The sequence below is a fragment of the Psychrobacter sp. AOP3-A1-26 genome, assembly GCF_052378235.1.
In the GTDB taxonomy this organism is placed as follows: domain Bacteria; phylum Pseudomonadota; class Gammaproteobacteria; order Pseudomonadales; family Moraxellaceae; genus Psychrobacter.
Genome location: NZ_JBQSXN010000003.1, coordinates 16,770 through 38,673 on the forward strand (window position 1 = coordinate 16,770; position 21,904 = coordinate 38,673).

18 protein-coding genes are annotated in these 21,904 nt (G+C 42.7%); 9 read left to right on the plus strand and 9 right to left on the minus strand.

What is annotated here, in order from left to right; all coding sequences use genetic code 11:
- The first annotated feature begins 80 nt into the window (after positions 1 to 80).
- The 3 genes from ACT3TU_RS01120 to ACT3TU_RS01130 all read left to right on the plus strand — a co-directional run bounded on the left by ACT3TU_RS01120 (position 81) and on the right by ACT3TU_RS01130 (position 2,080).
- Positions 81 to 791 carry an HAD family hydrolase gene (locus ACT3TU_RS01120; RefSeq protein ID WP_192522721.1) on the plus strand — a complete coding sequence of 237 codons (711 nt, stop codon included), beginning with the start codon at positions 81 to 83 and terminating at the stop codon, positions 789 to 791.
- A 96-nt stretch (positions 792 to 887) separates the two neighbouring features.
- Positions 888 to 1,700 carry a YciK family oxidoreductase gene (locus ACT3TU_RS01125; RefSeq protein ID WP_192522720.1) on the plus strand — a complete coding sequence of 271 codons (813 nt, stop codon included), beginning with the start codon at positions 888 to 890 and terminating at the stop codon, positions 1,698 to 1,700.
- A gap of 113 nt (positions 1,701 to 1,813) precedes the next feature.
- Complete coding sequence (locus ACT3TU_RS01130; RefSeq protein ID WP_192522719.1) at positions 1,814 to 2,080, plus strand: DksA/TraR family C4-type zinc finger protein; 267 nt, start codon at positions 1,814 to 1,816, stop codon at positions 2,078 to 2,080.
- A 242-nt stretch (positions 2,081 to 2,322) separates the two neighbouring features.
- Here the strand turns inward: ACT3TU_RS01130 and ompR are convergent, their stop codons facing one another.
- A complete protein-coding gene (gene ompR / locus ACT3TU_RS01135; protein ID WP_192522718.1) occupies positions 2,323 to 3,081 on the minus strand; it encodes an osmolarity response regulator transcription factor OmpR in 759 nt (252 codons plus the stop codon).
- Between the two features lie 430 nt (positions 3,082 to 3,511).
- Between ompR and ACT3TU_RS01140 the strand changes: the two genes are divergently transcribed.
- Positions 3,512 to 6,049, plus strand: a complete 2,538-nt coding sequence (locus ACT3TU_RS01140) for a Tex family protein (protein ID WP_192522717.1) — start codon at positions 3,512 to 3,514, stop codon at positions 6,047 to 6,049.
- Between the two features lie 330 nt (positions 6,050 to 6,379).
- Here the strand turns inward: ACT3TU_RS01140 and ACT3TU_RS01145 are convergent, their stop codons facing one another.
- The 3 genes from ACT3TU_RS01145 to ACT3TU_RS01155 all read right to left on the minus strand — a co-directional run bounded on the left by ACT3TU_RS01145 (position 6,380) and on the right by ACT3TU_RS01155 (position 9,756).
- Positions 6,380 to 6,784 carry a hypothetical protein gene (locus ACT3TU_RS01145; protein WP_192522716.1) on the minus strand — a complete coding sequence of 135 codons (405 nt, stop codon included), beginning with the start codon at positions 6,782 to 6,784 and terminating at the stop codon, positions 6,380 to 6,382.
- 414 nt (positions 6,785 to 7,198) lie between these two features.
- The gene (locus tag ACT3TU_RS01150) at positions 7,199 to 8,038 is read right to left on the minus strand and encodes a hypothetical protein (protein ID WP_192522715.1); all 840 of its coding nucleotides are present in this window, start codon (positions 8,036 to 8,038) and stop codon (positions 7,199 to 7,201) included.
- Between the two features lie 434 nt (positions 8,039 to 8,472).
- The gene (locus ACT3TU_RS01155) at positions 8,473 to 9,756 is read right to left on the minus strand and encodes a saccharopine dehydrogenase family protein (RefSeq protein ID WP_192522714.1); all 1,284 of its coding nucleotides are present in this window, start codon (positions 9,754 to 9,756) and stop codon (positions 8,473 to 8,475) included.
- Positions 9,757 to 10,203: 447 nt separating this feature from the next.
- Between ACT3TU_RS01155 and ACT3TU_RS01160 the strand changes: the two genes are divergently transcribed.
- The gene (locus ACT3TU_RS01160; protein WP_192522713.1) at positions 10,204 to 10,359 is read left to right on the plus strand and encodes a DUF1328 domain-containing protein; all 156 of its coding nucleotides are present in this window, start codon (positions 10,204 to 10,206) and stop codon (positions 10,357 to 10,359) included.
- Between the two features lie 121 nt (positions 10,360 to 10,480).
- Here ACT3TU_RS01160 and ACT3TU_RS01165 read toward each other — a convergent pair whose 3' ends face one another.
- Positions 10,481 to 10,774: a 4a-hydroxytetrahydrobiopterin dehydratase gene (locus ACT3TU_RS01165; protein WP_192522712.1), complete on the minus strand. Its 294-nt coding sequence runs from the start codon at positions 10,772 to 10,774 to the stop codon at positions 10,481 to 10,483.
- A 315-nt stretch (positions 10,775 to 11,089) separates the two neighbouring features.
- Positions 11,090 to 11,371, minus strand: coding sequence for a GNAT family N-acetyltransferase (locus tag ACT3TU_RS01170; protein WP_192522711.1), 282 nt, complete (start codon positions 11,369 to 11,371; stop codon positions 11,090 to 11,092).
- Positions 11,372 to 11,838: 467 nt separating this feature from the next.
- Here ACT3TU_RS01170 and ettA point away from each other — a divergent pair, with 467 nt between their 5' ends.
- On the plus strand, positions 11,839 to 13,500 hold the full coding sequence (gene ettA, locus ACT3TU_RS01175; protein ID WP_192522710.1) for an energy-dependent translational throttle protein EttA: 1,662 nt from the start codon (positions 11,839 to 11,841) through the stop codon (positions 13,498 to 13,500).
- Positions 13,501 to 13,678: 178 nt separating this feature from the next.
- Here ettA and plsB read toward each other — a convergent pair whose 3' ends face one another.
- Positions 13,679 to 16,438, minus strand: coding sequence for a glycerol-3-phosphate 1-O-acyltransferase PlsB (plsB, locus tag ACT3TU_RS01180; protein ID WP_192522709.1), 2,760 nt, complete (start codon positions 16,436 to 16,438; stop codon positions 13,679 to 13,681).
- 247 nt (positions 16,439 to 16,685) lie between these two features.
- Between plsB and ybaK the strand changes: the two genes are divergently transcribed.
- Positions 16,686 to 17,189 carry a Cys-tRNA(Pro) deacylase gene (gene ybaK / locus ACT3TU_RS01185; protein WP_192522708.1) on the plus strand — a complete coding sequence of 168 codons (504 nt, stop codon included), beginning with the start codon at positions 16,686 to 16,688 and terminating at the stop codon, positions 17,187 to 17,189.
- A gap of 250 nt (positions 17,190 to 17,439) precedes the next feature.
- Positions 17,440 to 17,811 (plus strand): 5-carboxymethyl-2-hydroxymuconate Delta-isomerase, encoded by a 372-nt coding sequence (locus tag ACT3TU_RS01190; protein ID WP_192522707.1) that lies wholly within the window; start codon positions 17,440 to 17,442, stop codon positions 17,809 to 17,811.
- Between the two features lie 29 nt (positions 17,812 to 17,840).
- Here the strand turns inward: ACT3TU_RS01190 and ACT3TU_RS01195 are convergent, their stop codons facing one another.
- Positions 17,841 to 18,296 carry a hypothetical protein gene (locus tag ACT3TU_RS01195; RefSeq protein ID WP_192522706.1) on the minus strand — a complete coding sequence of 152 codons (456 nt, stop codon included), beginning with the start codon at positions 18,294 to 18,296 and terminating at the stop codon, positions 17,841 to 17,843.
- Between the two features lie 224 nt (positions 18,297 to 18,520).
- On the minus strand, positions 18,521 to 20,341 hold the full coding sequence (locus ACT3TU_RS01200) for an acyl-CoA dehydrogenase C-terminal domain-containing protein (protein WP_192522705.1): 1,821 nt from the start codon (positions 20,339 to 20,341) through the stop codon (positions 18,521 to 18,523).
- A gap of 416 nt (positions 20,342 to 20,757) precedes the next feature.
- Between ACT3TU_RS01200 and ACT3TU_RS01205 the strand changes: the two genes are divergently transcribed.
- Positions 20,758 to 21,882 carry an FUSC family protein gene (locus tag ACT3TU_RS01205; protein WP_192522704.1) on the plus strand — a complete coding sequence of 375 codons (1,125 nt, stop codon included), beginning with the start codon at positions 20,758 to 20,760 and terminating at the stop codon, positions 21,880 to 21,882.
- The last annotated feature ends 22 nt before the right edge of the window (positions 21,883 to 21,904 follow it).

Sequence of the window (21,904 nt, forward strand, 5' to 3'; positions counted from 1 at the left end):
CGCATATTAAAAATAGTACGCCGTTATTTTTACTGCGCTATTTTTTGCTAAATACCTTTTCAATATTAAGAGCATTCACTATGAGTCAGTTTGTAAAAGCAGTTTTATTCGACCTTGATGGAACACTAATCGATACTGCTGCCGACTTTGTCCGTATTATCGGCAATATGAGCCGCGAAAATGCGTGGCAAGCACCGCTAGAAGACCAAATTCGCGAACAGGTTTCTGCGGGGGCGTCAGCGATGGTTCAACTGATGTTACGACATAATAACCAGCTAGAAGTGAGTGAAGAGGCATTATTGGAGTTTCGTCAGCAGTTTTTAGACGACTATGAAGCAGAAATATGTGTCGATAGCTGCGTGTTTGACGAGTTGGAAACAGTGTTGCGATCGCTTGAACAACAAAACGTACCTTGGGGTATTGTGACCAATAAGCCGCGCTATTTGGCAGAGCTGTTATTAGAAAAAATGCAGTTAGATGAGCGCTGTGCCGTTTTGGTCTGTCCTGATGATGTATCACGGCCAAAACCAGATCCAGAGCCTATGTATGTCGCGTTGGAGAAGCTGGCTATTCCACGTGGCGCAGCAGAAAGCGTAATTTATATCGGCGACCATATTCGTGATATCGAAGCTGGCAATGCCGCTGGCATGATAACGGTTTTGGCTGCTTATGGTTATATTCCACCTGAAGATCAAAAAAACCTCAAAAAATGGGGCGCTGATTATATTACCGAAACCCCGCAGCAATTGAGTAAACTGCTGCTAAAGTCTGGTAAATTCGATTATTTATAAATCGGATTTATGATCGATTTTTATTTTAACGTAGCAAGATACCTATTTAGCCTTTTTAGCCTTTCAATTATTAAACGATAAGTAGTGAGCGATACCATGAGTGACAATTCTAATCAACAAGCCGCGCCACAGTCTGAACAACCTTTAAGCCATGACGATATTCGTAATTTTTTACCAGCTAAAAACTGCTTAGACGGTAAAACTATTTTGGTAACAGGCGCGGGTGACGGTATTGGTCGCGTTGCTGCACTGACTTATGCACGATATGGCGCCACGGTACTGTTATTAGGGCGTACCAGCAGTAAACTTGAATATGTTTATGATGAAATTGAGAGCTTTGGTGGTAAGCAGCCTGCCATGCTTCCGATGAATTTAGAAGGGGCAACCTATGCTGAGATGCAGCAATTAGAAGGGTTGATTCACAAAGAAGTTGGCCAATTAGATGGCTTATTGCACAATGCAGGCATGCTGGGGCAATTAACCCCGCTTGAGATGTATGATGTCGATACGTTTGCTCAAGTAATGAAGGTCAATTTTACCGCGACTTTTATGCTCACCCAAGCGCTACTACCGTTATTAAAAGATGCTGATAATGGTTCAGTTGTCTTTACGTCCAGCAGTGTTGGTACTCATCCACGCGCGTTTTGGGGTGCTTATGCGCTCTCTAAGCAAGCGGTTGAGGGTATGAGCGATATCTTTACCCAAGAGACGCAGAACACCACCAATTTGCGTTTTAACTGTATCAATCCCGGTGGTACGCGTACTAATATGCGCGCCCATGCTTTTCCAGGTGAAAACCCGATGTCTCTTAAAACCCCAGAAGATATCATGGGAGGTTATGTTTGTTTAATGAGTGATGAAAGTATAGGGGTGCGCGGGCAAGTGGTGGCGTTACAACCCAAGGACTAGTTGTCAATTTATAACTACTGCCACATTGAAAATAATGGGATATAACCCCATCTATTTGTTATTAAAGACTTTTATAGGGTCTAATTATAGTTAATAATAAATAGGATAAAGTTATGGCAGGTGGCTGGTCAAGAGATGGGGCGGAGCATGAGCAAATGGATGCGACCGTTAATGATGCGCTAGAACGCGCACGACGTGCGTTGCCGACAGGCGTTAGCGCAGAGTTTTGTGATGAATGCGGCGAGCCGATACCAGAAGCACGGCGGGTCGCTGTGCCAGGGGTTCAACATTGTATAGGTTGCCAAAATGAGCTGGAGCAAGAAGCAAAGGCCGCTGAGCTGTTTAATCGTCGCGGCAGTAAAGACAGCCAACTACGTTAACTTCAAATATTGTGCTTTATCAACTATAGTTAAAATACTTTAAAAACGCTACGATACTGCGGGTATAGTTTTTTTGCAGCCTCTGTCTGCGTAGGCACAGCAAGCTAGAAAAAACGGTACCTGCAGTACGTGATGTAGCGATATTACTTCTCACTGACTATAGCTTTATCAGTTAATAAAACAAAACCCTGCATTATTATGCAGGGCTTTTTTGTATCAGTAAGTATTATAAATGGTTAAAACTATTCACTCTTAGCAGCTTCTACTTCTGCTTCGTCGGGTACGAATACATAGCCCACACCCCAGACCGTCTGAATATAGCGCGCTTGTGAAGGGTTGTCTTCAATCAGGCGACGCAGACGTGATACTTGCACGTCGATAGAGCGTTCCATCGCACCCCATTCACGACCACGCGCTAGGTTCATCAATTTATCACGGGTTAGTGGCTCACGTGGATGCTGAACCAATGCTTTTAACACTGAGAATTCACCAGTCGTTAAGGTGACTACATTGCCGTCACGTTTGAGCGTGCGAGTCGACAAATCAAGGGTCCAAGGGCCAAATTCAACCACTTCAAGCTGATGGCTTGGCGCGCCAGGTAGCTCACGATTTTGACGACGTAATACGGCTTTGATACGAGCCAATAGCTCTTTTGGATTAAATGGCTTGGGCAAATAATCATCTGCGCCAGCTTCAAGCCCTGCAATACGATCCGCATCACCACCTTTAGCCGTGAGCATAATGATAGGAATATCAGCGTTTTCTTCACGAAGCCGCTTACAGATGCTGATACCGTCTTCGCCAGGTAGCATCAAATCTAACACCACTAACGAGAAAAGCTCACGCTGCATCAATTTATCCATCTGACTGCCATCGTGTGCGGTACGTACGACAAAGCCATCGTCTTCTAGAAAACGTTGTAATAAAGAGCGCAGACGGGCATCATCATCGACGACTAAAATACGCTGGGTTAAAGTATCGGGGCTGTTATTATCTGTCATACAGGCATCCTCTTATAAAAATTATTATTAGCAATAAATTATAGTTAAAAAGCACGAATAAGAATATCTTGGTAAATAAAATATTTCTTTGCCAGCAAAAATCTTTGGGAATAAAAAATTATCACTGTTATGGTTGCTGTTTAAGCGTCATTCCGTCGATTATCAAATATTTTATAAAACTATTGTTCAATATATCAGCACATCCCAATATTTGTGCTATTGATACTTTAGTGTATAAGATTGCGGTCATAATTGCATCACCCATAAGGATAAATGCTGTATGCGTTTGTTTAATAAGACACAATAACTGAGCTTGTGCGATGATTTTTGCTATAAATAACGTCATAAATAAGGAAAGTATAAAAAGGATTTTTATTCATGCAGCTTTTGCTATAATGCAGAACTACATTTCTCAACGATTGATACGTATATGAGTAGCACTGATACCTTAACGCCATCTCAAACCTCGACAAAAGCACAGGTTTTGGATGCAACCACACACGCGAATATTCACGACAAGCTTGCTCGCGCGCTTGGCATTAAGACTGCTCAAGTCAATGCGTTTGTGAAGCTTTACGATGAAGGCGCGACTGTTCCGTTTATTGCCCGTTACCGCAAAGAAAAGACGCAAAATCTTGACGATGCACAGTTGCGAGCTTTGGAGAAGTCTCTCAATTATGAGCGTGACATGGCCACTCGTCGCCTCAAAATTACTGAGCTGCTAAGCACGCAGGGCAATCTGACCGACGAGCTACAGACACGCATTGATAATGCGACGTCGAAACTTGAGCTTGAAGACATCTACCTGCCATATCGTCCGCGTCGTCGATCGCCAGCGGCCAAAGCACGTGCTGCTGGTCTTGACGTTGCCGCTCAAGCGGTCTTAACTCAAGAGGTTACCCCGACTGAGGCGCTAGCTGACTATCAAGTGCAATCTAGCATTACCGACGATAGTGGTAATGAGATTGAGGTTGATTTTAGTGATATTGACAAACAGTTAGCGGGCGTACAAGCCATCATCGTTGATGAGTGGACGCAAGCGTTAGACTTATTGGACAACTTACGCAGCGGCTTTGCTAAAACAGCCAGTATCGTTTCAGCAGTTGCTAGTGATGAGAAACGTGAAGTCGGTGAGAAATTCAAAGATTATTTCGAGCATAGCGAAAGCCTTGCACGTTTGCCAAACCATCGCTTACTAGCGATGCTGCGCGGCCGTCAAGAAAATGTCTTGGGTATCAAAATTGAAGGCGAAGATGCACCTTTTATCGAAAAAATCATCAGCCATTTCGATGTCGATGCCAAGGCACCAGCCGAGCGCCGTGAGTTTTTAACAGAAGCAGCGAGTAGTTTGTGGAAAGATAAATGGCGTCCGCACATTGAGCATCGTTTATTGACTGAAAAACGTCTGACTGCTGAAGCCGATGCCATCGATGTGTTTGCTAATAACTTACAGCATTTATTGATGTCAGCGCCTGCTGGTCGCAAAGTTATTTTAGGTGTTGATCCTGGTATTCGCCATGGTGTAAAAATGGCCATCGTCGATGCTCAAGGCCATGTCATGCTAGATAGCGAAGACAAGCCTGTCGTCGCCACGGTTTATCCGTTTGCCCCTGATAATAAGATGGATGAAGCGAAAGCAGTTATCGATAAGCTATTAAGCACTTATAGCGTTGATTTAGTGGCTATCGGCAATGGTACGGCGAGCCGCGAAACCGATGCAATGATTAAAGAGATTTTAGCCGCGAATAGTGAACTAAAAGCTAAAGCGGTTATCGTTAATGAGTCTGGTGCATCTGTTTATTCTGCCAGTGAGTTGGCCAGTGATGAGCTTGCCAATTTGGATGTGTCAGTTCGCGGTGCGGTTTCTATTGCACGCCGCTTGCAAGACCCATTGTCAGAGTTGGTCAAGGTTGATCCAAAAGCCATTGGCGTTGGTCAATATCAGCATGACGTTAACCAAAATCAGTTGGCGGATAGCTTGGATAAAGTGACTCAAGACAGCGTCAACGCCGTTGGTGTCGATGTAAATACCGCCAGTCCTGCTATTTTGGCGCACATTGCTGGTCTAAACCGTAACGTGGCTCAGCAAATCGTCACTTACCGTAAAGAACATGGTGCTTTTGATAGCCGTGAGGCACTAAAGAACGTCCCACGTTTAGGGGTAAAAACCTTTGAGCAAGCCGCTGGGTTCTTACGTGTCCATAATGGTAGCAATCCACTTGATGCTACAGGCGTACATCCAGAGAGTTATGCACTGGTCGATGGTTTATTGGCGCAAACAGGTAAAGCATTGCCAGAAATCATCGGTAATGATGGTGTGCTAAACAGTATCGATACCACGACACTAGCTGCTAACGATGATAACGTGAGTGTGAAGGCCATCCTAGAAGAGCTTGCCAAGCCTGCACGTGACCCACGTCCTGAGTTTAAAACGGCTAACTTCCGTGATGATGTCAATAGTATTAAAGACTTGAGTGAAGGCATGACCTTAGAAGGCGTAGTGACCAATGTCACCGCCTTTGGTTGTTTTATTGATGTCGGCGTGCATCAAGATGGTTTGGTACATATTTCACAGATGGCCAATGACTTTGTCGCTGATCCAATGAACCGGGTCAAACCAGGTGATATTGTGTCGGTACGCGTCATATCTATCGATGAAAAACGTGGTCGCATTGGGTTTAGTATGAAGCCTGAAGCAGAAAAGCCTGTACGCTCAGCAGCGAAAACAACGACGACAAGCACGGGCAATGATGAGAAAGCCAGTCGTCCACGCAGCAACCGTTCAAATAATAGCCATCCAGCCGCAGATAAGCGTCCATCGAAGCCTCGTGGTAATCGCCAAGATAAAGACAATGCCAGTAATAATCGTAGCAAGGCGCCAAGAGCAGATAAAGCGGAAGCTCCTAGCAAAATGGGTACCTTGGGCGCTTTGTTAAAAGAGGCAGGCGTGACTAAAACCAAGAAATAAGTAATAGTATTAATGTGAATAATAGCGAGTAAAGAAAAAGGCAGCCTAATGGCTGCCTTTTTTAGTTTGGAATATATTTGAGAGCTGGCTCACTAGCTAGTGGGTTTTAGCGTAGTTAGTAACTCAACTAGCTGAGATTCTCTTTTCTCTCATAGTATTAAACACATATAGTATTAAGCACAAATTTTAAGAATTTCATCAGTAAATATCAAGTGATTACTGTTGTTTTGACAGAAATTCGCTGATAACTATTTATCGCTGATAATTACTAAGGTAGCTAGGAGGTAACTTCCAAGCTATATGACTTAATAAGCGTATATATTGCGTAATTTATAGCGCTTCTACGGCTTCGCCTTGTTGAGGAGCCTGTTGTAGGTTCTCTTGTGATTCTAGCTCTTGTGATTCTAATAAAGCTTCTTGTTGTAGCATGGCTTCTTGTGGATCTTGTTGCTGTATAGGCTCTTGTTGGTTTTGCATTGCTTCTTGTTCTAATTGCATTGCCTGTTGTTGATCGGCGTTGTTATTCGTGCTCGCTCTTGATACAGACTGGGTTTCGCTAATTTCAAATGGGTTAGCTTGGTTTGATCCTGATTCGTTTTCAGCCTCAAGCGTGGTTGCAGTAGCAGTATTTTGCATATCTGCTGGTGCAGTTTCAGCAGGAGCTGCCATTGCTAGACTTGGGATAGTAAGCGCAGCGCCAACTAGTAACGATAAAGGTAGGGTACGGTTTTTCATTAATTACTTCCTTAGTTTACATTCTCATAGTGTCAGTTTAAAGGGTTTTAAACTTGACCTGTATTTAGCCTTCTGCTTATATTACGAATCTATTTAGTATTTCAAATGTATATATTTACTATATCTAACATATTATACATAGATAAAATAAAATCATGATAATCGTTAAACGACTATCATGATCGATTCGTATAAGGAGACTTACAAGCTAATCTAAATCACTTATAATCTCTAAGCAGGAGAGTATCAACTAAGCGACTGATGTTTCAGTAGTGAATGCATTAAATTTCTAACTGTTCTATGTCTTATTGTGAGGTTATGAAACTGTCAACCCCCTGCTTTCTTTAAAATAGTCCCTGTCAGTTCCTTAGCTGAATTCTATACAGCCCCTAAGATTAAATACACTATCGTTTTTTATTCAACGACTATATATTTACCAGTGTTCGGGTCAACGACACGTTGTGGCGTTTCATTATTAGGTACGCGAGTCACTGGAAAAGTCTGATTGACCTCGGTTTTGTCAATGGCATCAGCCTCAGCTTCTTCACCAACGACAACCGTGCGATCAGTACCATCTTCGATAGCGACTGCTGTCCCTTCAGCCGTGTTCACTTTTTTGATTTGATCGTCTGGGACAATATAGACTTCTTTAACGCTATATTTAGCAGGGCGAATAACACGATTGGTTTCAATGGTGACAGGTTCTACACTGCGCTCTTCATCGATGGCGATTTGCGCTTCCGGCGCTTCAACTTCTTTTGCTTCGCTCATGATAGGCGTTGGGAATTTAGCCCCAAAGTGGTTATCACACTGCTGCATACTTAGACGTACTGGGTTGCCAGCTTTGTCAGTGTAAACGTTGACAGGCATATCGGCAGCGATAGGCACATATTTTCCAACCAATGCACCCGAAACACCGTAGCGACCATTTGATTGGCCAACCCCTAAATCGCAGGCGCCTGCTGAATAACTGCTGGTCGCTAAGTTATTATTATTAACAACATCTTGTGGAATCATGACTTCTGACAAGCGCATTTTTTTGACCGCCGTTTCACCCGTTTGGCGTTTTGGGTTCTGATAAGTATAAGGCGTATAAAATTTGGCTGAGCCATCCTTCACGGCCATGGCACACTCATCATAGCTATCATAGCCAACGTTACCATGACTGTCAGTGGTCATTGCCGCATTAGCAGAGCTTGCAAACATAGCCAGACCTGATGTCAGTATAGCGGCGGTCAATACATTCAATTTCATGATTATTTCCTCTTAATTATGACTGTTAATTTTAATTGGTATTTTTTAGTCGTGCTTTTTTTAACAAAGCTGGTTAATGGCAATGATTAGTAGCATTTAGCGCAGCTGAATTTTTGATGTGTTAACTGACCGTATAGAGAGTCGGTTAAATGAGATGGTAAAGCTGAGTGATAAAAGCTGAGTCATAAAAATAATGCCATGACCTGTTTTATCCTACGTCAATCATTACGATATGGCTGTGACATTAGGCTAGGAATGTGTAGCATAATGTATTAAAAAATCGAAAAGCGGCAACATCGTTTACTAAAGAAGTACGTTATTATTATTCATTAACATTTGCTTGAATGATGCTAGAAAATATAGACCATAAAAAACCGCATCTTATTTCAAGATACGGTCATTGATATTTTAAGAATGATTAAATTAACTTTATATTAAGCATCAATCACTTCAAAGCTAAGACCAGCGTGCTCTTTTAGACGGGTTAGCAGTTTGTCACCCATTGCAGAGGCAGGTGTCCAAAATCCACCGCCTACCTCTTCTTTACTAACGTCCTGCGCCAAACACAATGCCGCTTGTGACAGCATCCGTGAGGTACTGCCATAACCGGGGTCTTTGTCACCAGTAACTTTGGTGTTAATCGTGTCTTTATTAGCAGTGGTACCGAACAGGCGAATATCATAATAGCCATTGTCTTGGTCTTCTTTAGACGGGCCAGAGCCTGATTTAGGCAATACGTGTTTAGAAAGTAGCTCACGACTTGGCTTAATCATCATTGCGGTGGCAAACCCAAACAAACCTGCACTCATCGCATAGCTCGATAATTTACCTTTGACGCCATCTTTCATCCACATTGCTTCGTCATATTTAAAATCGCGACCATATTCGTAACCAAGCAGTTGGTTACTGCGATGGACGATACGAGTATTGATGCTTGCCATTACAAAAGGTGCAAGCCAGCGTTGGTGTTCGCTATCGTACTCAGGTTTGCTAACATTAGCTTGGCGTACATTTGGCGCGTCTTTATCATCGTTAAGCAAGTAAGGGTTTGCCACTTGTTTGCGACGTGATTTATCTTGGCCGACTTCTTCAAAAATAGTCGCCATCGAGGCTATCGTACCGCCAGATAGACCACCTTTTGCTGCTTTGACCCGCATATGAATCACATCACACGCCTCACCAAACTTATCTTCTGCTTGCTGCTGAGTAAAGTAAACGCCTAAGTCTGATGGAATAGAATCAAACCCACATGAGTTGACGATACGAGCGCCGCTTTGTTTTGCCGCGTCCTGATATTTGTCCATCATATCTTTGATAAAGATGGCTTCGCCAGTTAGATCGACATAGTCAGTACCGTTACTGGTACAAGATTTAATCAGCGGTTCGCCATATTTAAGGTAAGGCCCGACGGTTGAAATAATGACTTGGGTTTGTTTGGTCATCTCATCGAGGCTGGCGGCATCCTTGCTGTTAGCAATGATAGTATCGACTTTGCTGGCAAGTTTAGACTGTAATTCATTCAACTTTTCTTCGTCACGACCGGCTATTGCCCAGGTAACATTGTTGCCATTTTTATCTTTAGCATTAGACAAAAACTCGGTTAAATAGTGCGCTGTTATTTGTCCCACAAAGCTTGTGGCGCCATATAAAACGACAGCATAAGGGCGTTTTTCATGACTATTCTGTGGTGTCTTTGAAGTATCCGTATAGGTATCCATATTTATTATCCTTAATAGGTATTTGATGACTGAATCAGTGATAAATATTTATATCTTGCTGATAACTATATAGTAAAGTATTTATCGGTCGTAAAAATGACTTGTAAGTTATTGTTTATAGTAGATTGTATGATGCTAATGATAGAGATAGAATAATAGCTAAATCTCTATAAACATAAGTTCTATAAATTCGGTAAAAGGCGGTAAAGTATTAAGATTCGCTACAAAGGTTACATAACCTACCGATATCATTACTAAAAGGTACGTTTTCTGGAGATAGAAATTGCTAATCTATGTTTGTAAGCAGTTCTAACAAGTATTAAGAAAACAAAAAATAAAAGAGATATTAGATAAGGTAATACGGATATCCATAATGCTGGTCTTATTATTCTTTATTGAATATGAGCTAAATATCTGGTATCTCAACAATAATTTGAGGAGAAGTTTATGTTTCGCTGGGCTATTATTTTTGCGGTAATCGCATTGTTAGCAAGTTTCCTAGGTTTTGGTGGTGTCGCTGGATTATCTAGTAATTTAGCTTATATCTTCCTAGTAGTAGCGGTTATCTTGTTCATCGTTGCCTTTGTTGGTAGAAAAATGTAATGGTTGAACCCTTTAACGGTAAGAATAATCTATAAGAAAAAGCGTCCTTAAAGGACGCTTTTTTGTGAGTGGTACAATTAATAAAACAGCTTTTGAAAGGGTGGGATATCCTTGAGAAGTATCATAAGCGTTTTGGCTGAATAATATGCTCCATACGTTTAGCCAAACGAATATCATGGCTGGTGATGCCACCTGTATCACCAGTAGTAAGGCGTACTTCGACTATGTTGTATGTATTGCGCCATTCAGGGTGATGCTCGAGTGCTTCAGCATGAAATGCTGCTTGGTTCATAAAACTCATGGCTTCGATAAAATCACTAAAGTGGTAGGTTTTTACGATTGCATTACCATTGCGCTGCCAGCCGGGTAACCCTTCTAGCTGCAAATTTACTTGTTTGTCAGATAAACTACTCATGGTGATATCCTTTATTATTATAGTGGGTTAGCTTGTTTTAACTGGTAACTTAAAGGTCTGTATTAAGGTCTGTATTGATGACTAAATAGCATCATAAACTCTATCAATAGTATAGGACAAAAAACCCACCTATTGCTGATGTCTTATTATATATTTGGCTACAAACATACAATGAGCGATATCAGAAAAATAGGAGGGCAGGGGTACAGCTACGTTTAGAAGGTAGTAATAATATGTTAGGTAACAGCGATAGAATTTACATACTGTATGTCGTCATAAGACATGCGGTTATAAAACCTAATTATTTCCTTTAGACTATAGTAAATCTTGATACTCAGGATGTTTGTCGATATAAGACGAAACAAATGAGCATTGTGGGACCACTTTTTTATCGTGCTCGCGTGCATAATCTAATGCATGTTTGACTAGTGTCGAGCCGATGCCTTGTCCACCCAATTCTTGCGGTACGATCGTGTGATCATAAACCAGTTTGTCATCACGCTCTTTATAACTGATATAGCCCGTATGTCCCTCAACCGTCGTTTCAAAACGTTTGGCCTGTTCATTGTGAGTGATATTTATATTTTGTTTACTCATATATGTATTCTCCATTGTTATCGTCGGATGTGACTTGTTTATATAGTCCGTTCAAAATAATAGCACGGTATTCTTTTTACAGTGAATCTACTTATAGTGCTGCTTGCAGCCAACTTGATTCTATTATCGATCTTTTTAATTTAAATTTATAGTCCTTTACCGTAAGAGTAGATAGGGCAAATGTTAAGAATGATGCCGTTTACTGGCTGATTTTGTACCAGTCACGCAGCCCAGTCACGCAGCATAGTATCGTGTATCCATTTTATTCAGTATCAGCTATACAAATTACAGCGCGCTAGGACAAAAGCTGTAAAACCAGTGCTAAAGCAACCTGTCGGCTTGCAGGGTATGCGCCACAATGCGATAATGGCTTATAATTTGTAACCCTGATTTTGAGGTGTAGCGCGCTTGGCATTATTGCTGAGTATGATTTGCTCGCCTCTTCTATGTAGTCTATCGGAGTGTTAATGGCTCAATATATCTACACGATGAACAACGTGTCCAAACTTGTTCCGCCTAAACGCGAGATTCTAAAAAATATCAATTTATCATTTTTCCCTGGTGCCAAAATTGGTGTATTGGGTATCAATGGTTCAGGTAAATCAACTTTGCTCCGTATCATGGCGGGTGTAGATACCGAGTTTAGCGGTGAAGCCCGCGCGCAAACTGGCACCAAAATCGGTTATCTACCACAGGAACCACAGCTTGATGACAGTAAAGACGTACGTGGTAACGTCGAAGACGGTATGCGCGAGGCGTTAGATGCACTAGCACGTCTCGATGCTATCTATGCAGAATATGCGGAACCGGATGCCGATTTTGATAAGTTGGCCGAAGAACAAGGCAAGATGGAAGACATCATCCAAACGTGGGACGCGCATACCTTAGATACCCAATTAGAGAAAGCAGCTGATGCGCTACGTCTGCCGCCGTGGGATGCTGACGTTAGCAAGTTATCGGGTGGTGAAAAACGTCGTGTGGCACTATGCCGCCTGTTATTATCACGCCCTGATATGCTATTACTAGATGAGCCAACCAACCATTTGGACGCTGAGTCCGTAGCATGGTTAGAGCAGTTCTTGCAGAACTACAGCGGTACTATCGTTGCCATTACCCATGACCGTTATTTCTTGGATAATGTCGCCCAGTGGATCTTGGAGCTTGACCGTGGTCATGGCTATCCGTACGAAGGCAACTATACTGAATGGCTCGAGCAAAAGAATACCCGTTTAGAGCAGCAAAATAAGCAAGAAGAATCGTTTGCTAAAGCGCTGAAAAAAGAGCTGGATTGGATTCGTAAAAACCAAAAAGGCCAACAAGCCAAGTCTAAATCTCGTGTACAGCGTTTTGAAGAGTTGAACTCACAAGAGTTCCAGAAACGTAACGAGACCTCTGAGATTTATATTCCACCTGGTCCGCGTTTGGGTAATAAAGTCATTGAAATCAATGATATTTCTAAATCATTTGGCGACCGTTTGCTCTATGAAAACCTGAGCTTTAACGTGCCAGCTGGCGCTATCGTTGGTATTATTGGTCCAAATGGTGCAGGTAAAACCACGCTATTTAACATGATTACCGAACGTGATACGCCAGATACGGGTTCAGTCGATTTGGGTGAAAGTGTCAAGGTTGCCTATGTCGGTCAGGTACGTGACAATTTAGATGATGAAAAAACCGTTTGGGAAGAAGTGTCTGACGGCTTAGATATTATTACCGTTGGTGATTACACCACGCCAAGCCGTGCCTATATCGGTCGCTTTAACTTCAAAGGCTCAGACCAACAAAAGCACGTCGGTCAATTATCTGGTGGTGAGCGTAACCGTTTGCAATTAGCGAAGACGCTAAAGCAGGGCGCGAACGTCTTGCTCCTTGATGAACCCTCAAACGATTTGGACATCGAGACCTTGCGTGCGCTAGAGGATGCGATTCAAGTATTCCCAGGCACCGTCATGGTGGTGTCGCATGACCGTTGGTTCCTTGACCGTATCGCTACCCATATCTTGGCGTTCGAAGAAGAAGGCCCAGTGTGGTTCGACGGCAACTATTCTGAGTTTGAAACTTATCGCAAAAAGACCATGGGTGATGATGCCACTCCTAAGCGTATGAAATACAAAAAGATTACTAACTAAGAGAGCTGCTTAAAAAGAGCAAGTTTAATAGCATAAAAAAGACCTCCAATTATTTAGAGGTCTTTTTTTGTGCGTCACTTGGTTAAGATATAGTTAAAATACTTTAAAAGCGCTACGATACTGCGGGTATGGTTTTTTTTACAGCCCCTATAATTGGCTCAAGATACCTGACTAAAACCTAACGCTTACGACCAAATTTACGCTGCTTTTTATTACTAATCTCAGTAATCGCATGGGTGATTTCTGCTTCGTCTAAGCTGGCCACTTGCTGCAAAATTTGCATCATATCAGGTGTCAGGACGTACTTGGCATGATGGGCAATATCGTTGATACGCTGGTCAAAGGTCAATACCCCAGTTTCATCATCTTTTTGCAAGTAATCAAGACGAGTCAAGGCACTGATAAAGCTGGTGAATAACGCGCGGTCAAAGAAATCAGGAATATCATCTGCATATAACACAGATAAACGTTGACCAAGCAGATGACACAAGTCAACGACTTCGTTTTCGGTTAAATTGCCTGAGCCTTGCTGAGCGAGTAGGGCAAGCGTCATAAAGTAACGCTCAAGACTTTGGCCAACGGGAGTGGCGAGAACTTGCAGCTGCTGATAGCATTTACTATTGGTCTCAGGTACGCTAAGTATGCCATCGCTCAATTCTATAATCAGTCCGTGCGCGATTAAGATATCAATTTTCTTATTTAGCGTCTCCGCTAAGCCATGCGCTGGATAATGTAAAAACAGCTCGCTCTGTAAGAATGGATAGAGTTGTTTGGCAATATTATCTAAACGGCTGCGCTCGATACGACCATTACGCGCCACGAGTGCTGATAAGAAAGACAGTAGAATAAACACATGCAAGATGTTATTGCGGAAATAGCTGAGCAATGCCGCTTGCTTGCCTGCAATTTGAATGATATCGCCTAAGATGTGCGGCGTACGCTCAATGAGCTTTAGCTTAATACCATAATCGATGATTTGTTGCGGACTCATATCAGTGATAACCGTGTCATCCGAATATGCCAGCTGTTGAGCAAGACCTTGATAGAGGGCGATTTGCTCGCGGCAGATATTTTCATCTAGAGCGGCTTTGGGTGCTGATAATAGCACCAATGACAATAGTGATACGGGCGTGACTACCGCGGCTTTATTAATATGCTGCATGACTTTCACGCCAATATTATCGACCATCGCACTGGCTTTATCATCGAGTGGCGTGTCAGTGCGATCTGCCGGTAAGCTATTAGCTGGTACATCGAATTTGGTCATAAAGTCGCTAAGATGTAGCGGTGTGCCAAAGCTTAAGTGCACATTGCCAAAGATACGCTCAATCTTACGGCCGACTTTAAGCAATCCAATCAAAGACTCAGACTCTTTGGGTTTGCCCTTTAACTCACCAACGTAAGTACCACCTTCCATGATGCGCTCATAACCAATATAGGTTGGAATAAATACCACGGGCTTATTGGTCTGGCGCAATTGGCTATGTACGGTCATTGCTAGCATGCCCATTTTCGGTGGCAATAAACGTCCTGAACGTGAGCGACCGCCTTCAATGAAGTATTCAATCGGTGTATGGCGCGTGATTAGCGTGTGCATATATTCACGTAATACCGCGGTGTAAAGCGCGTTACCACGGAAGCTACGGCGTATATAAAAGGCAACGGCACCGCGTAATAGCGGACCCAATACTGGCACATCTAAGTTGTCACCGGCTGCCACATAAGGAATACTTAAGCCGCGCTTATAGATGACGTAAGACAGTAGAAGGTAGTCGACATGACTGCGATGGCAAGGCACATAAATCAGTTCATAATCAGCCGCTAGCTCTCGTACGCGCTCAAAATGATGCACTTCTACACCGTCATATAGCTGCGTCCACAACCAGGTTAAAAACTTATAAAAACCGCGCACGATAGAGTGTGAATAATCATTGACCATCTCATTGGCATAGTTTTTTGCGAGTAGACGCGTTTCACGAGTGCTGGTACCGGTTTCTGCCGCTTCCGCTTCTATCGCATGTTTAATGGCCGGTGAATAAACGAGCTTGTCTACCAAGTTACGCCTGTCTGATAAATCGGGACCGAGCATACTGGCCCGCTGTTTATCCAGATAAATCGTTAGCTGCTGTTGCAACGAGCGCACCAGTTCACGATTGCCATCGGCAGCCGCGACCAATGCATAGCTTGGTGCTTCGTCAACATCCTTCACCGTCGTATGGTTGCTATCTTTTGAATCACTGTCTTTTTTATCAGTAGCTACTGAATCAAAGATAGAAAACCCTTCACCATCCCCTTGAACGTTATCATTAATAAGGGTACGTAAATCTTGCGGTGGATGGAACTGCACAAAGGTATCGCGTCCCATCACCCCAATATTAAATAATTGCTTGGTGATGCTTGGATCTTCCCAGTTGTCAGCGGTCAGCAGTTTAAATAGCGAATCTTCTTTTTCTGGCGCGCGTCCCCATAGGATAGATACGGGAACCAAACGCACCTTTAACTCTGGATATTGCAGGACAGCAGAAACCAAGCGTGACAGGCGCGGTGATAGCTGACTGTCTTTGGCATTTGGATGATTTAAAAATATGATGGCCGCATTTTCTTTAATATTATGAGCGACATCATTTACCCCAACCAATGCTGGTGGTAGGTTGTGCTCTTGCGTTTGCAAATCAATCAAAATGCTGTTGGAACGTGAGTAATCTTGCAACACATAAAATCTTAAGGTTTGATCGTCAGCGTCGAACTCGGGTAACTCACCCAATAATTTAGGTTTGACAGCGACGTCGAGCATCTGCCCCGAGAGTTTACGGTAGAGCTGATTGATTGGTGCATTAGAGTAAGGCTTGGTGGCGATTGGATTGATATCAGTTTCAGAAGAACTGTCAGTCGCAACTGGCGCTTTAAAAATCCGTTTTTTTAAGAACTTCGGTATCATAATCAGTATCAAAATTAGTCAAATGTGTTGCGCTTATAATGCCATAAAAGCCATCAAAGCGATATATAGTGTCTGTATATACTGCCACTATTCACAGGTTTGAGGTAGTATATAGTGAGTTAGGCCGCTTTTAATAAGGTCTCGTATTTGAAGATTAACCTATTTAGCGTAATAATAGTTTGCCTACAACCGCGACCAACCATGTGTAAGCCTATCATTTAACCTCACTGATTTGAGTTAAAATATTATGACGCCAGCCATCAATCTTGCCAAAAAGTGCGCTCTTAATTATCAATTGCACGAATATAGCCATGACAGTAACGCCGCCTCTTTTGGTTTAGAGGCGGTAGAAAAACTCGGCGTTGATGCCGCTCAAGTGTTTAAAACCTTGGTCGTGTTGACCGATGCTGGTGCGCTCGCAGTTGCGGTATTGCCCGTAGAGAAAACCTTAAACTTTAAAAAAATGGCCAAAGCACTGTCTGTTAATAAGCTGTCTTCTAATAAAGTACTGTCCTGCAAAAAAGTCCAAATGGCAGACCCAAAACAAGTCGAACGCAGTACTGGCTACGTACTCGGCGGCGTCAGTCCATTGGGGCAAAAAAAGCGTTTGGCAACTATTATCGATAGTTCAGCTGAAGTGCAGCCAACTATTTATGTGAGTGGTGGTCGGCGTGGTTTAGAGATTGAGCTGCCCCCTGCACAACTGGCTGCCATTCTTGATGCTCGATTTGGCAGTATTGTTGATGATTAAAAGTGTCCTTAATAATTCGGCATTGAGCTTGGACTAAGATAATCTCTGGTATAGTCAGTTAGAAATAGAATCGCCGCATTAATAAAAACGTACTACTGGAGTGAGTTTTTCTTGCTTGCTGTTCGCAAGCGTGACAGAGGCTGCGAAAAATTTACTCCAGTAGTATTCGTATCAGTTTTAAAGTGATTCAGCTATATTTATCTTTTATTTAAATTTTATAATTTTCAAATTGCAAAAGGATAGTAGCCGTATGCCGCATTTAACCATTCAAGTAACCCCTAATGTCATGATTGCTCATGAAGAATCATTTATTAAAGCGTTAAATAAAGCGCTGTGGGACAGTGGTCATTTTGGTAAACCAACTGATATCAAAGCACGAATAGTGCCTATAGAGACATTTTTGGTGGGTGTTGAAGATGACGAGCAAGCCAATGGTTTTGTTTATGCTCATTTAAAAATAATGAGCGGTCGTGATCTTTTGATTCGTAATCAGCTCGCTGAGCTATTGGTTACAACCATAGAAGAAACAATAAAGTCAGAGCAATCAGTGCGGGTCGAGTTACAGATATGTGTTGAAGTTGAGGAAATTAGCATGGTTTATCATAAAAAAATGCTTAGCTAATACCTAGCCAGAATGATTTATTACCTAGCTTATTCATTTTCGCATAATTCTTTACTAGCATATTTAGGTAGCATAATAACTTCAACGTGATATCCAGCTGTTTTACCTTGCGTCGCCATTAGGTTGCGGGCAATGCGCAGTCGATATTCTCCTGTCATTGGCAAGCAGTTCTGATAAATGATACCGCCTTTGGTGCCATCTTGGCTGCCGTCTGGCATATGTAACACACCGACATTGGCAGTCTCAGGCGTCGCTTTATTTTTACCTGATGGCGGTGCGATATTTATCAGCGCATATTGACCTTTTTCCGCATTAAAACGATACCATTGCTCATCTACATTGGGTTTTAATTTGCCAGTAATCGTGGTGCTGATTTGACCTTTGGCAAAACGGATAGGGGTGTCGCTCGCTTGCGCGCCACTAATACTGATGAAGCCAATCATAAGCACAGAGGTTAAAGAAGGGATAAAAGTGGATAGGGTCATGGTTACCTCCTATAAAATATAATTATTGGTTACTTTCTAATACCATTCACAAAAGTTAGAGTAGCAAGGAAAACGAGTGCAAGTGCTACGCATTATAGGCTAAACGAGTTTGACACGGCTAATCGTACTTTTTGGGTTTGGTATAATCTAGCATAAAAAAGCGCCCAGTTATTAACTGGGCGCTTTTTAAATTCTAAATGTTAAAGATTGGTATTTAAGCAATCCTAGTCTAAGAATGAAAAGCTATCAATGTCCATTGAAGTCATGCTTTCGCTTGGTGCGACCATGCTTTCGGCGTGACCAGACGTACGTGGTAATAGCTTATCAAAGTAGAATTCAGCGGTTTGGATTTTGGCTTTGTAGAATTCCGGTGCTTCAGTGCCACCATTTTCTAGCTTGTCATAGGCAACTGCCGCCATACGCGCCCAATGATAACCCATCATCACATAGCCTGAGTACATTAAGAAGTCATCAGATGCTGCTGAGATAATTTCACGGTCTTTACGTGCCATTAGCATCAAGCGTACGGTTAGCGTGTTCCACTCAGCACATAGCTTAGTCAATGCCCAAACGAATTTGCGCATGTCTTTGTCTAAGGCATATTCACCACACCATTTCATGATGCTTGAGGTATAGTCGCGAATGATTTTACCTTTAGACTGTAAGATAACTTTACGACCTAGTAAATCTAGTGCTTGGATACCAGTGGTGCCTTCGTACATAGTGGCGATACGAGCATCACGAGCGATCAGCTCCATGCCCCATTCTTTGATATAACCGTGACCACCATATACTTGCTGACCATGTTTGGCCGCTTCAATACCAAGCTCAGTTAGGAAGCCTTTAAGAATTGGCGTGTAGAAGCCTAACTTATCATCCCATTTCTCAAATTCTTCATCATCGCCATTAATAATGCCTTGCGCCATTTTGTCCGCATAGCGTGCTGAATGATAAATCATTGAGCGACCACCTTCAGCAAAGGCTTTTTGGGTCAATAGCATACGACGTACGTCAGCGTGATGAATGATGGCATCTGCTACTTTTTCAGGATCTTTGGTACCTGATAACGTACGCATTGAGCGACGATCTTTGGCATAAGGTAGGGCGTTTTGGAATGCTAGCTCAGTATGGGCAAGACCTTCGATACCAGTACCGATACGCGCGGTGTTCATAAAGGTGAACATGGCTTTGAGGCCTTTGTTCGGCTCACCAATGAGGTAACCGACTGCATCATCAAAGTTCAGAACACAAGTTGCTGATGAGTTAATACCCATTTTGTGCTCAATCGAACCACAAGTGACGCCATTACGTTCACCGATTTCGCCTTCAGCATTTGGTAAGAATTTCGGCACGATAAATAATGAGATACCGCGTGTGCCTTCTGGCGCACCTGGTAGGCGCGCTAGTACGATATGGACGATGTTTTCGGTTAAATCATGCTCACCGCTTGAGATAAAGATTTTGGTACCGCTAAGCTTATAGCTGCCGTCTTCTTGTGGAATGGCTTTTGACTTAACTTGACCCAAGTCAGTACCACATTGTGGCTCAGTCAGACACATGGTGCCCGCCCAAGAGCCTTCGACCAATTTATGCAGGTAAGTTTCTTTTTGCTCATCGGTACCATATTGCATGATGGTATTGATACAACCGGTTGATAGACCAGGGTACATCGCCCAAGGCCAGTTAGCGGTACCAATCATTTCAGCTTTAATGAGGTTCAATGAAGTCGGTAAGTTCATACCACCGTATTCTTCAGGGTATGAGATACCTTGCCAGCCGCCTTCTACAAATTGATTATAAGCTTCTTTAAAGCCTTTTGGCGTGGTCACGACGCCATTATCAAAATGACAGCCTTCTGCATCAGCGGGCTGATATAAAGGCGCTAAAACGTTTTCAGCAAAATCTGCCATACCCTGAAGAATCATATCGACGGTTTCAGGATCAGCGTTCTCACCATTGTCTAGATCTTTATAATGCGTTTGGTAATCAAAAACATCATTAATCAAGAATTTAATATCACGTAAGGGTGCTTTGTAAGTTAACATAATCGCTCTCTTTGGTTGATTCGCTATCATAGACTTATGGCATCGCATTCGAGCCATTTCATGTCAGCGATATTTACTTATTTTGAATAGCGGTAGACACTGTTTTGATTGTCATATGATCGGTTGTCATGTGGATTTATGAGTAACAGCTTATCCGTTATAATAGTCGTTAAGTCGTCCTTGATAAAAGTTAGCTGTTATGGTGTTAATACGAGTATAAATCTTCTGGGACGACAAATATACAACTTATAACTAATATTCATTAGTTGGTGTTTTATGTATAAATTTTAGTTATATTTTAGTCGAGCAATGACCATAATTAAGCGATGACTATACTAGGGCGTTTTAAATACCATAAAGAAGAATCGGACAAAAAATTAAAGAAATATGAATTTATTATATAAGAGAAACCACAGATGAGCGCATTGAAGCAAAAAGAGCGAGCATCTTGGCTGAATCAAGTATTGGCTAGCCTAAAGCGTTTAATTAATGGGGAGCTGAGCCATCTATTAAAAGTAAATCGCAGTAAGCGACCATGGCACTTGCCAGTTATTGCCGCGATTGCGATTAGCTTTCCTGTATTTGTCGGCGCCTATTTTGGTCATTTATCTTCGGGTATCAAGGCATCGCTCGGGGCCATGGTTATCTTAAACCTGCCTCTAGTCGGTACGCTGCCGCACCGTGTAATCACGATGATGGCATGGGGCTTTGCTATGTCGCTGTGTTTTGCGCTTGGGCTATTAGCTCAGCAAATACCATGGCTCAGGCTGCCCGTATTTGCATTGATGGCCTTTGGTATTATTGTTTTTGGACGTCACTATCGCCAGCCGCCGCCCGCGGGTTTGTTTATCATGATGTCAGGTGCCATTGCCTTATTTATCCCTGTACCCATGGAGCAAATCATGCCAGCAATGGGGCTGGTGATGCTTGGCAGTGGCTTTGCCTTAATCATGGGGCTGCTATATTCACTGTTTCTATTGGCGACGCGTCCTTCGTCACCGACGCCGATTTATAGTTATGAGCCAGATACCATCAGCGAAAGCATTATTGTCGCAGGCTTCGTCAGTTTGTCGTTACTAATCGCAGTGACGCTGGACATGTCCAACCCGTATTGGGCAGCAGTTAGCTGTTTTCTTATCATTCAAGGTATTCATTTGCGGACGATGTGGATTAAGCAGTTTCATCGTTTGCTTGGGACATTGATAGGGGTAGGGCTGGCGAGTTGGATGCTCTCTTGGGGTTTGTCGATATGGGGCGTGGCCGCTTCGATATTGGTGATGATGCTGTGTATTGAGTCATTAGTGGACAGGCATTATGGTCTCGCTGTTATATTTATTACGCCATTGACGATATTTATTGCCGAATACGGTAGCGGTATGTCGCTTATGCCAACGGCTTATCAAGAGGTGATGCGCGCGCGTCTGTTTGATACCTTACTCGGCTGTATGGTCGGTCTTGGTGGCGGCATCGTTATGCATTCAACCAATTTGCGCGTACCGCTACGGCGTATTGAGAATTGGCTACTGACACGATTTGGTTAGCAAACAATATCATTGATGAAAT

Excerpts from the sequence above, each read along its gene's own strand:
- ACT3TU_RS01120 (WP_192522721.1), top strand. The coding sequence starts at position 81 with ATGAGTCAGTTTGTAAAAGCAGTTTTATTCGACCTTGATGGAACACTA.
- ACT3TU_RS01125 (WP_192522720.1), top strand. The coding sequence starts at position 888 with ATGAGTGACAATTCTAATCAACAAGCCGCGCCACAGTCTGAACAACCT.
- ACT3TU_RS01130 (WP_192522719.1), top strand. The coding sequence starts at position 1,814 with ATGGCAGGTGGCTGGTCAAGAGATGGGGCGGAGCATGAGCAAATGGAT.
- ompR (WP_192522718.1), bottom strand. The coding sequence starts at position 3,081 with ATGACAGATAATAACAGCCCCGATACTTTAACCCAGCGTATTTTAGTC.
- ACT3TU_RS01140 (WP_192522717.1), top strand. The coding sequence starts at position 3,512 with ATGAGTAGCACTGATACCTTAACGCCATCTCAAACCTCGACAAAAGCA.
- ACT3TU_RS01145 (WP_192522716.1), bottom strand. The coding sequence starts at position 6,784 with ATGAAAAACCGTACCCTACCTTTATCGTTACTAGTTGGCGCTGCGCTT.
- ACT3TU_RS01150 (WP_192522715.1), bottom strand. The coding sequence starts at position 8,038 with ATGAAATTGAATGTATTGACCGCCGCTATACTGACATCAGGTCTGGCT.
- ACT3TU_RS01155 (WP_192522714.1), bottom strand. The coding sequence starts at position 9,756 with ATGGATACCTATACGGATACTTCAAAGACACCACAGAATAGTCATGAA.
- ACT3TU_RS01160 (WP_192522713.1), top strand. The coding sequence starts at position 10,204 with ATGTTTCGCTGGGCTATTATTTTTGCGGTAATCGCATTGTTAGCAAGT.
- ACT3TU_RS01165 (WP_192522712.1), bottom strand. The coding sequence starts at position 10,774 with ATGAGTAGTTTATCTGACAAACAAGTAAATTTGCAGCTAGAAGGGTTA.
- ACT3TU_RS01170 (WP_192522711.1), bottom strand. The coding sequence starts at position 11,371 with ATGAGTAAACAAAATATAAATATCACTCACAATGAACAGGCCAAACGT.
- ettA (WP_192522710.1), top strand. The coding sequence starts at position 11,839 with ATGGCTCAATATATCTACACGATGAACAACGTGTCCAAACTTGTTCCG.
- plsB (WP_192522709.1), bottom strand. The coding sequence starts at position 16,438 with ATGATACCGAAGTTCTTAAAAAAACGGATTTTTAAAGCGCCAGTTGCG.
- ybaK (WP_192522708.1), top strand. The coding sequence starts at position 16,686 with ATGACGCCAGCCATCAATCTTGCCAAAAAGTGCGCTCTTAATTATCAA.
- ACT3TU_RS01190 (WP_192522707.1), top strand. The coding sequence starts at position 17,440 with ATGCCGCATTTAACCATTCAAGTAACCCCTAATGTCATGATTGCTCAT.
- ACT3TU_RS01195 (WP_192522706.1), bottom strand. The coding sequence starts at position 18,296 with ATGACCCTATCCACTTTTATCCCTTCTTTAACCTCTGTGCTTATGATT.
- ACT3TU_RS01200 (WP_192522705.1), bottom strand. The coding sequence starts at position 20,341 with ATGTTAACTTACAAAGCACCCTTACGTGATATTAAATTCTTGATTAAT.
- ACT3TU_RS01205 (WP_192522704.1), top strand. The coding sequence starts at position 20,758 with ATGAGCGCATTGAAGCAAAAAGAGCGAGCATCTTGGCTGAATCAAGTA.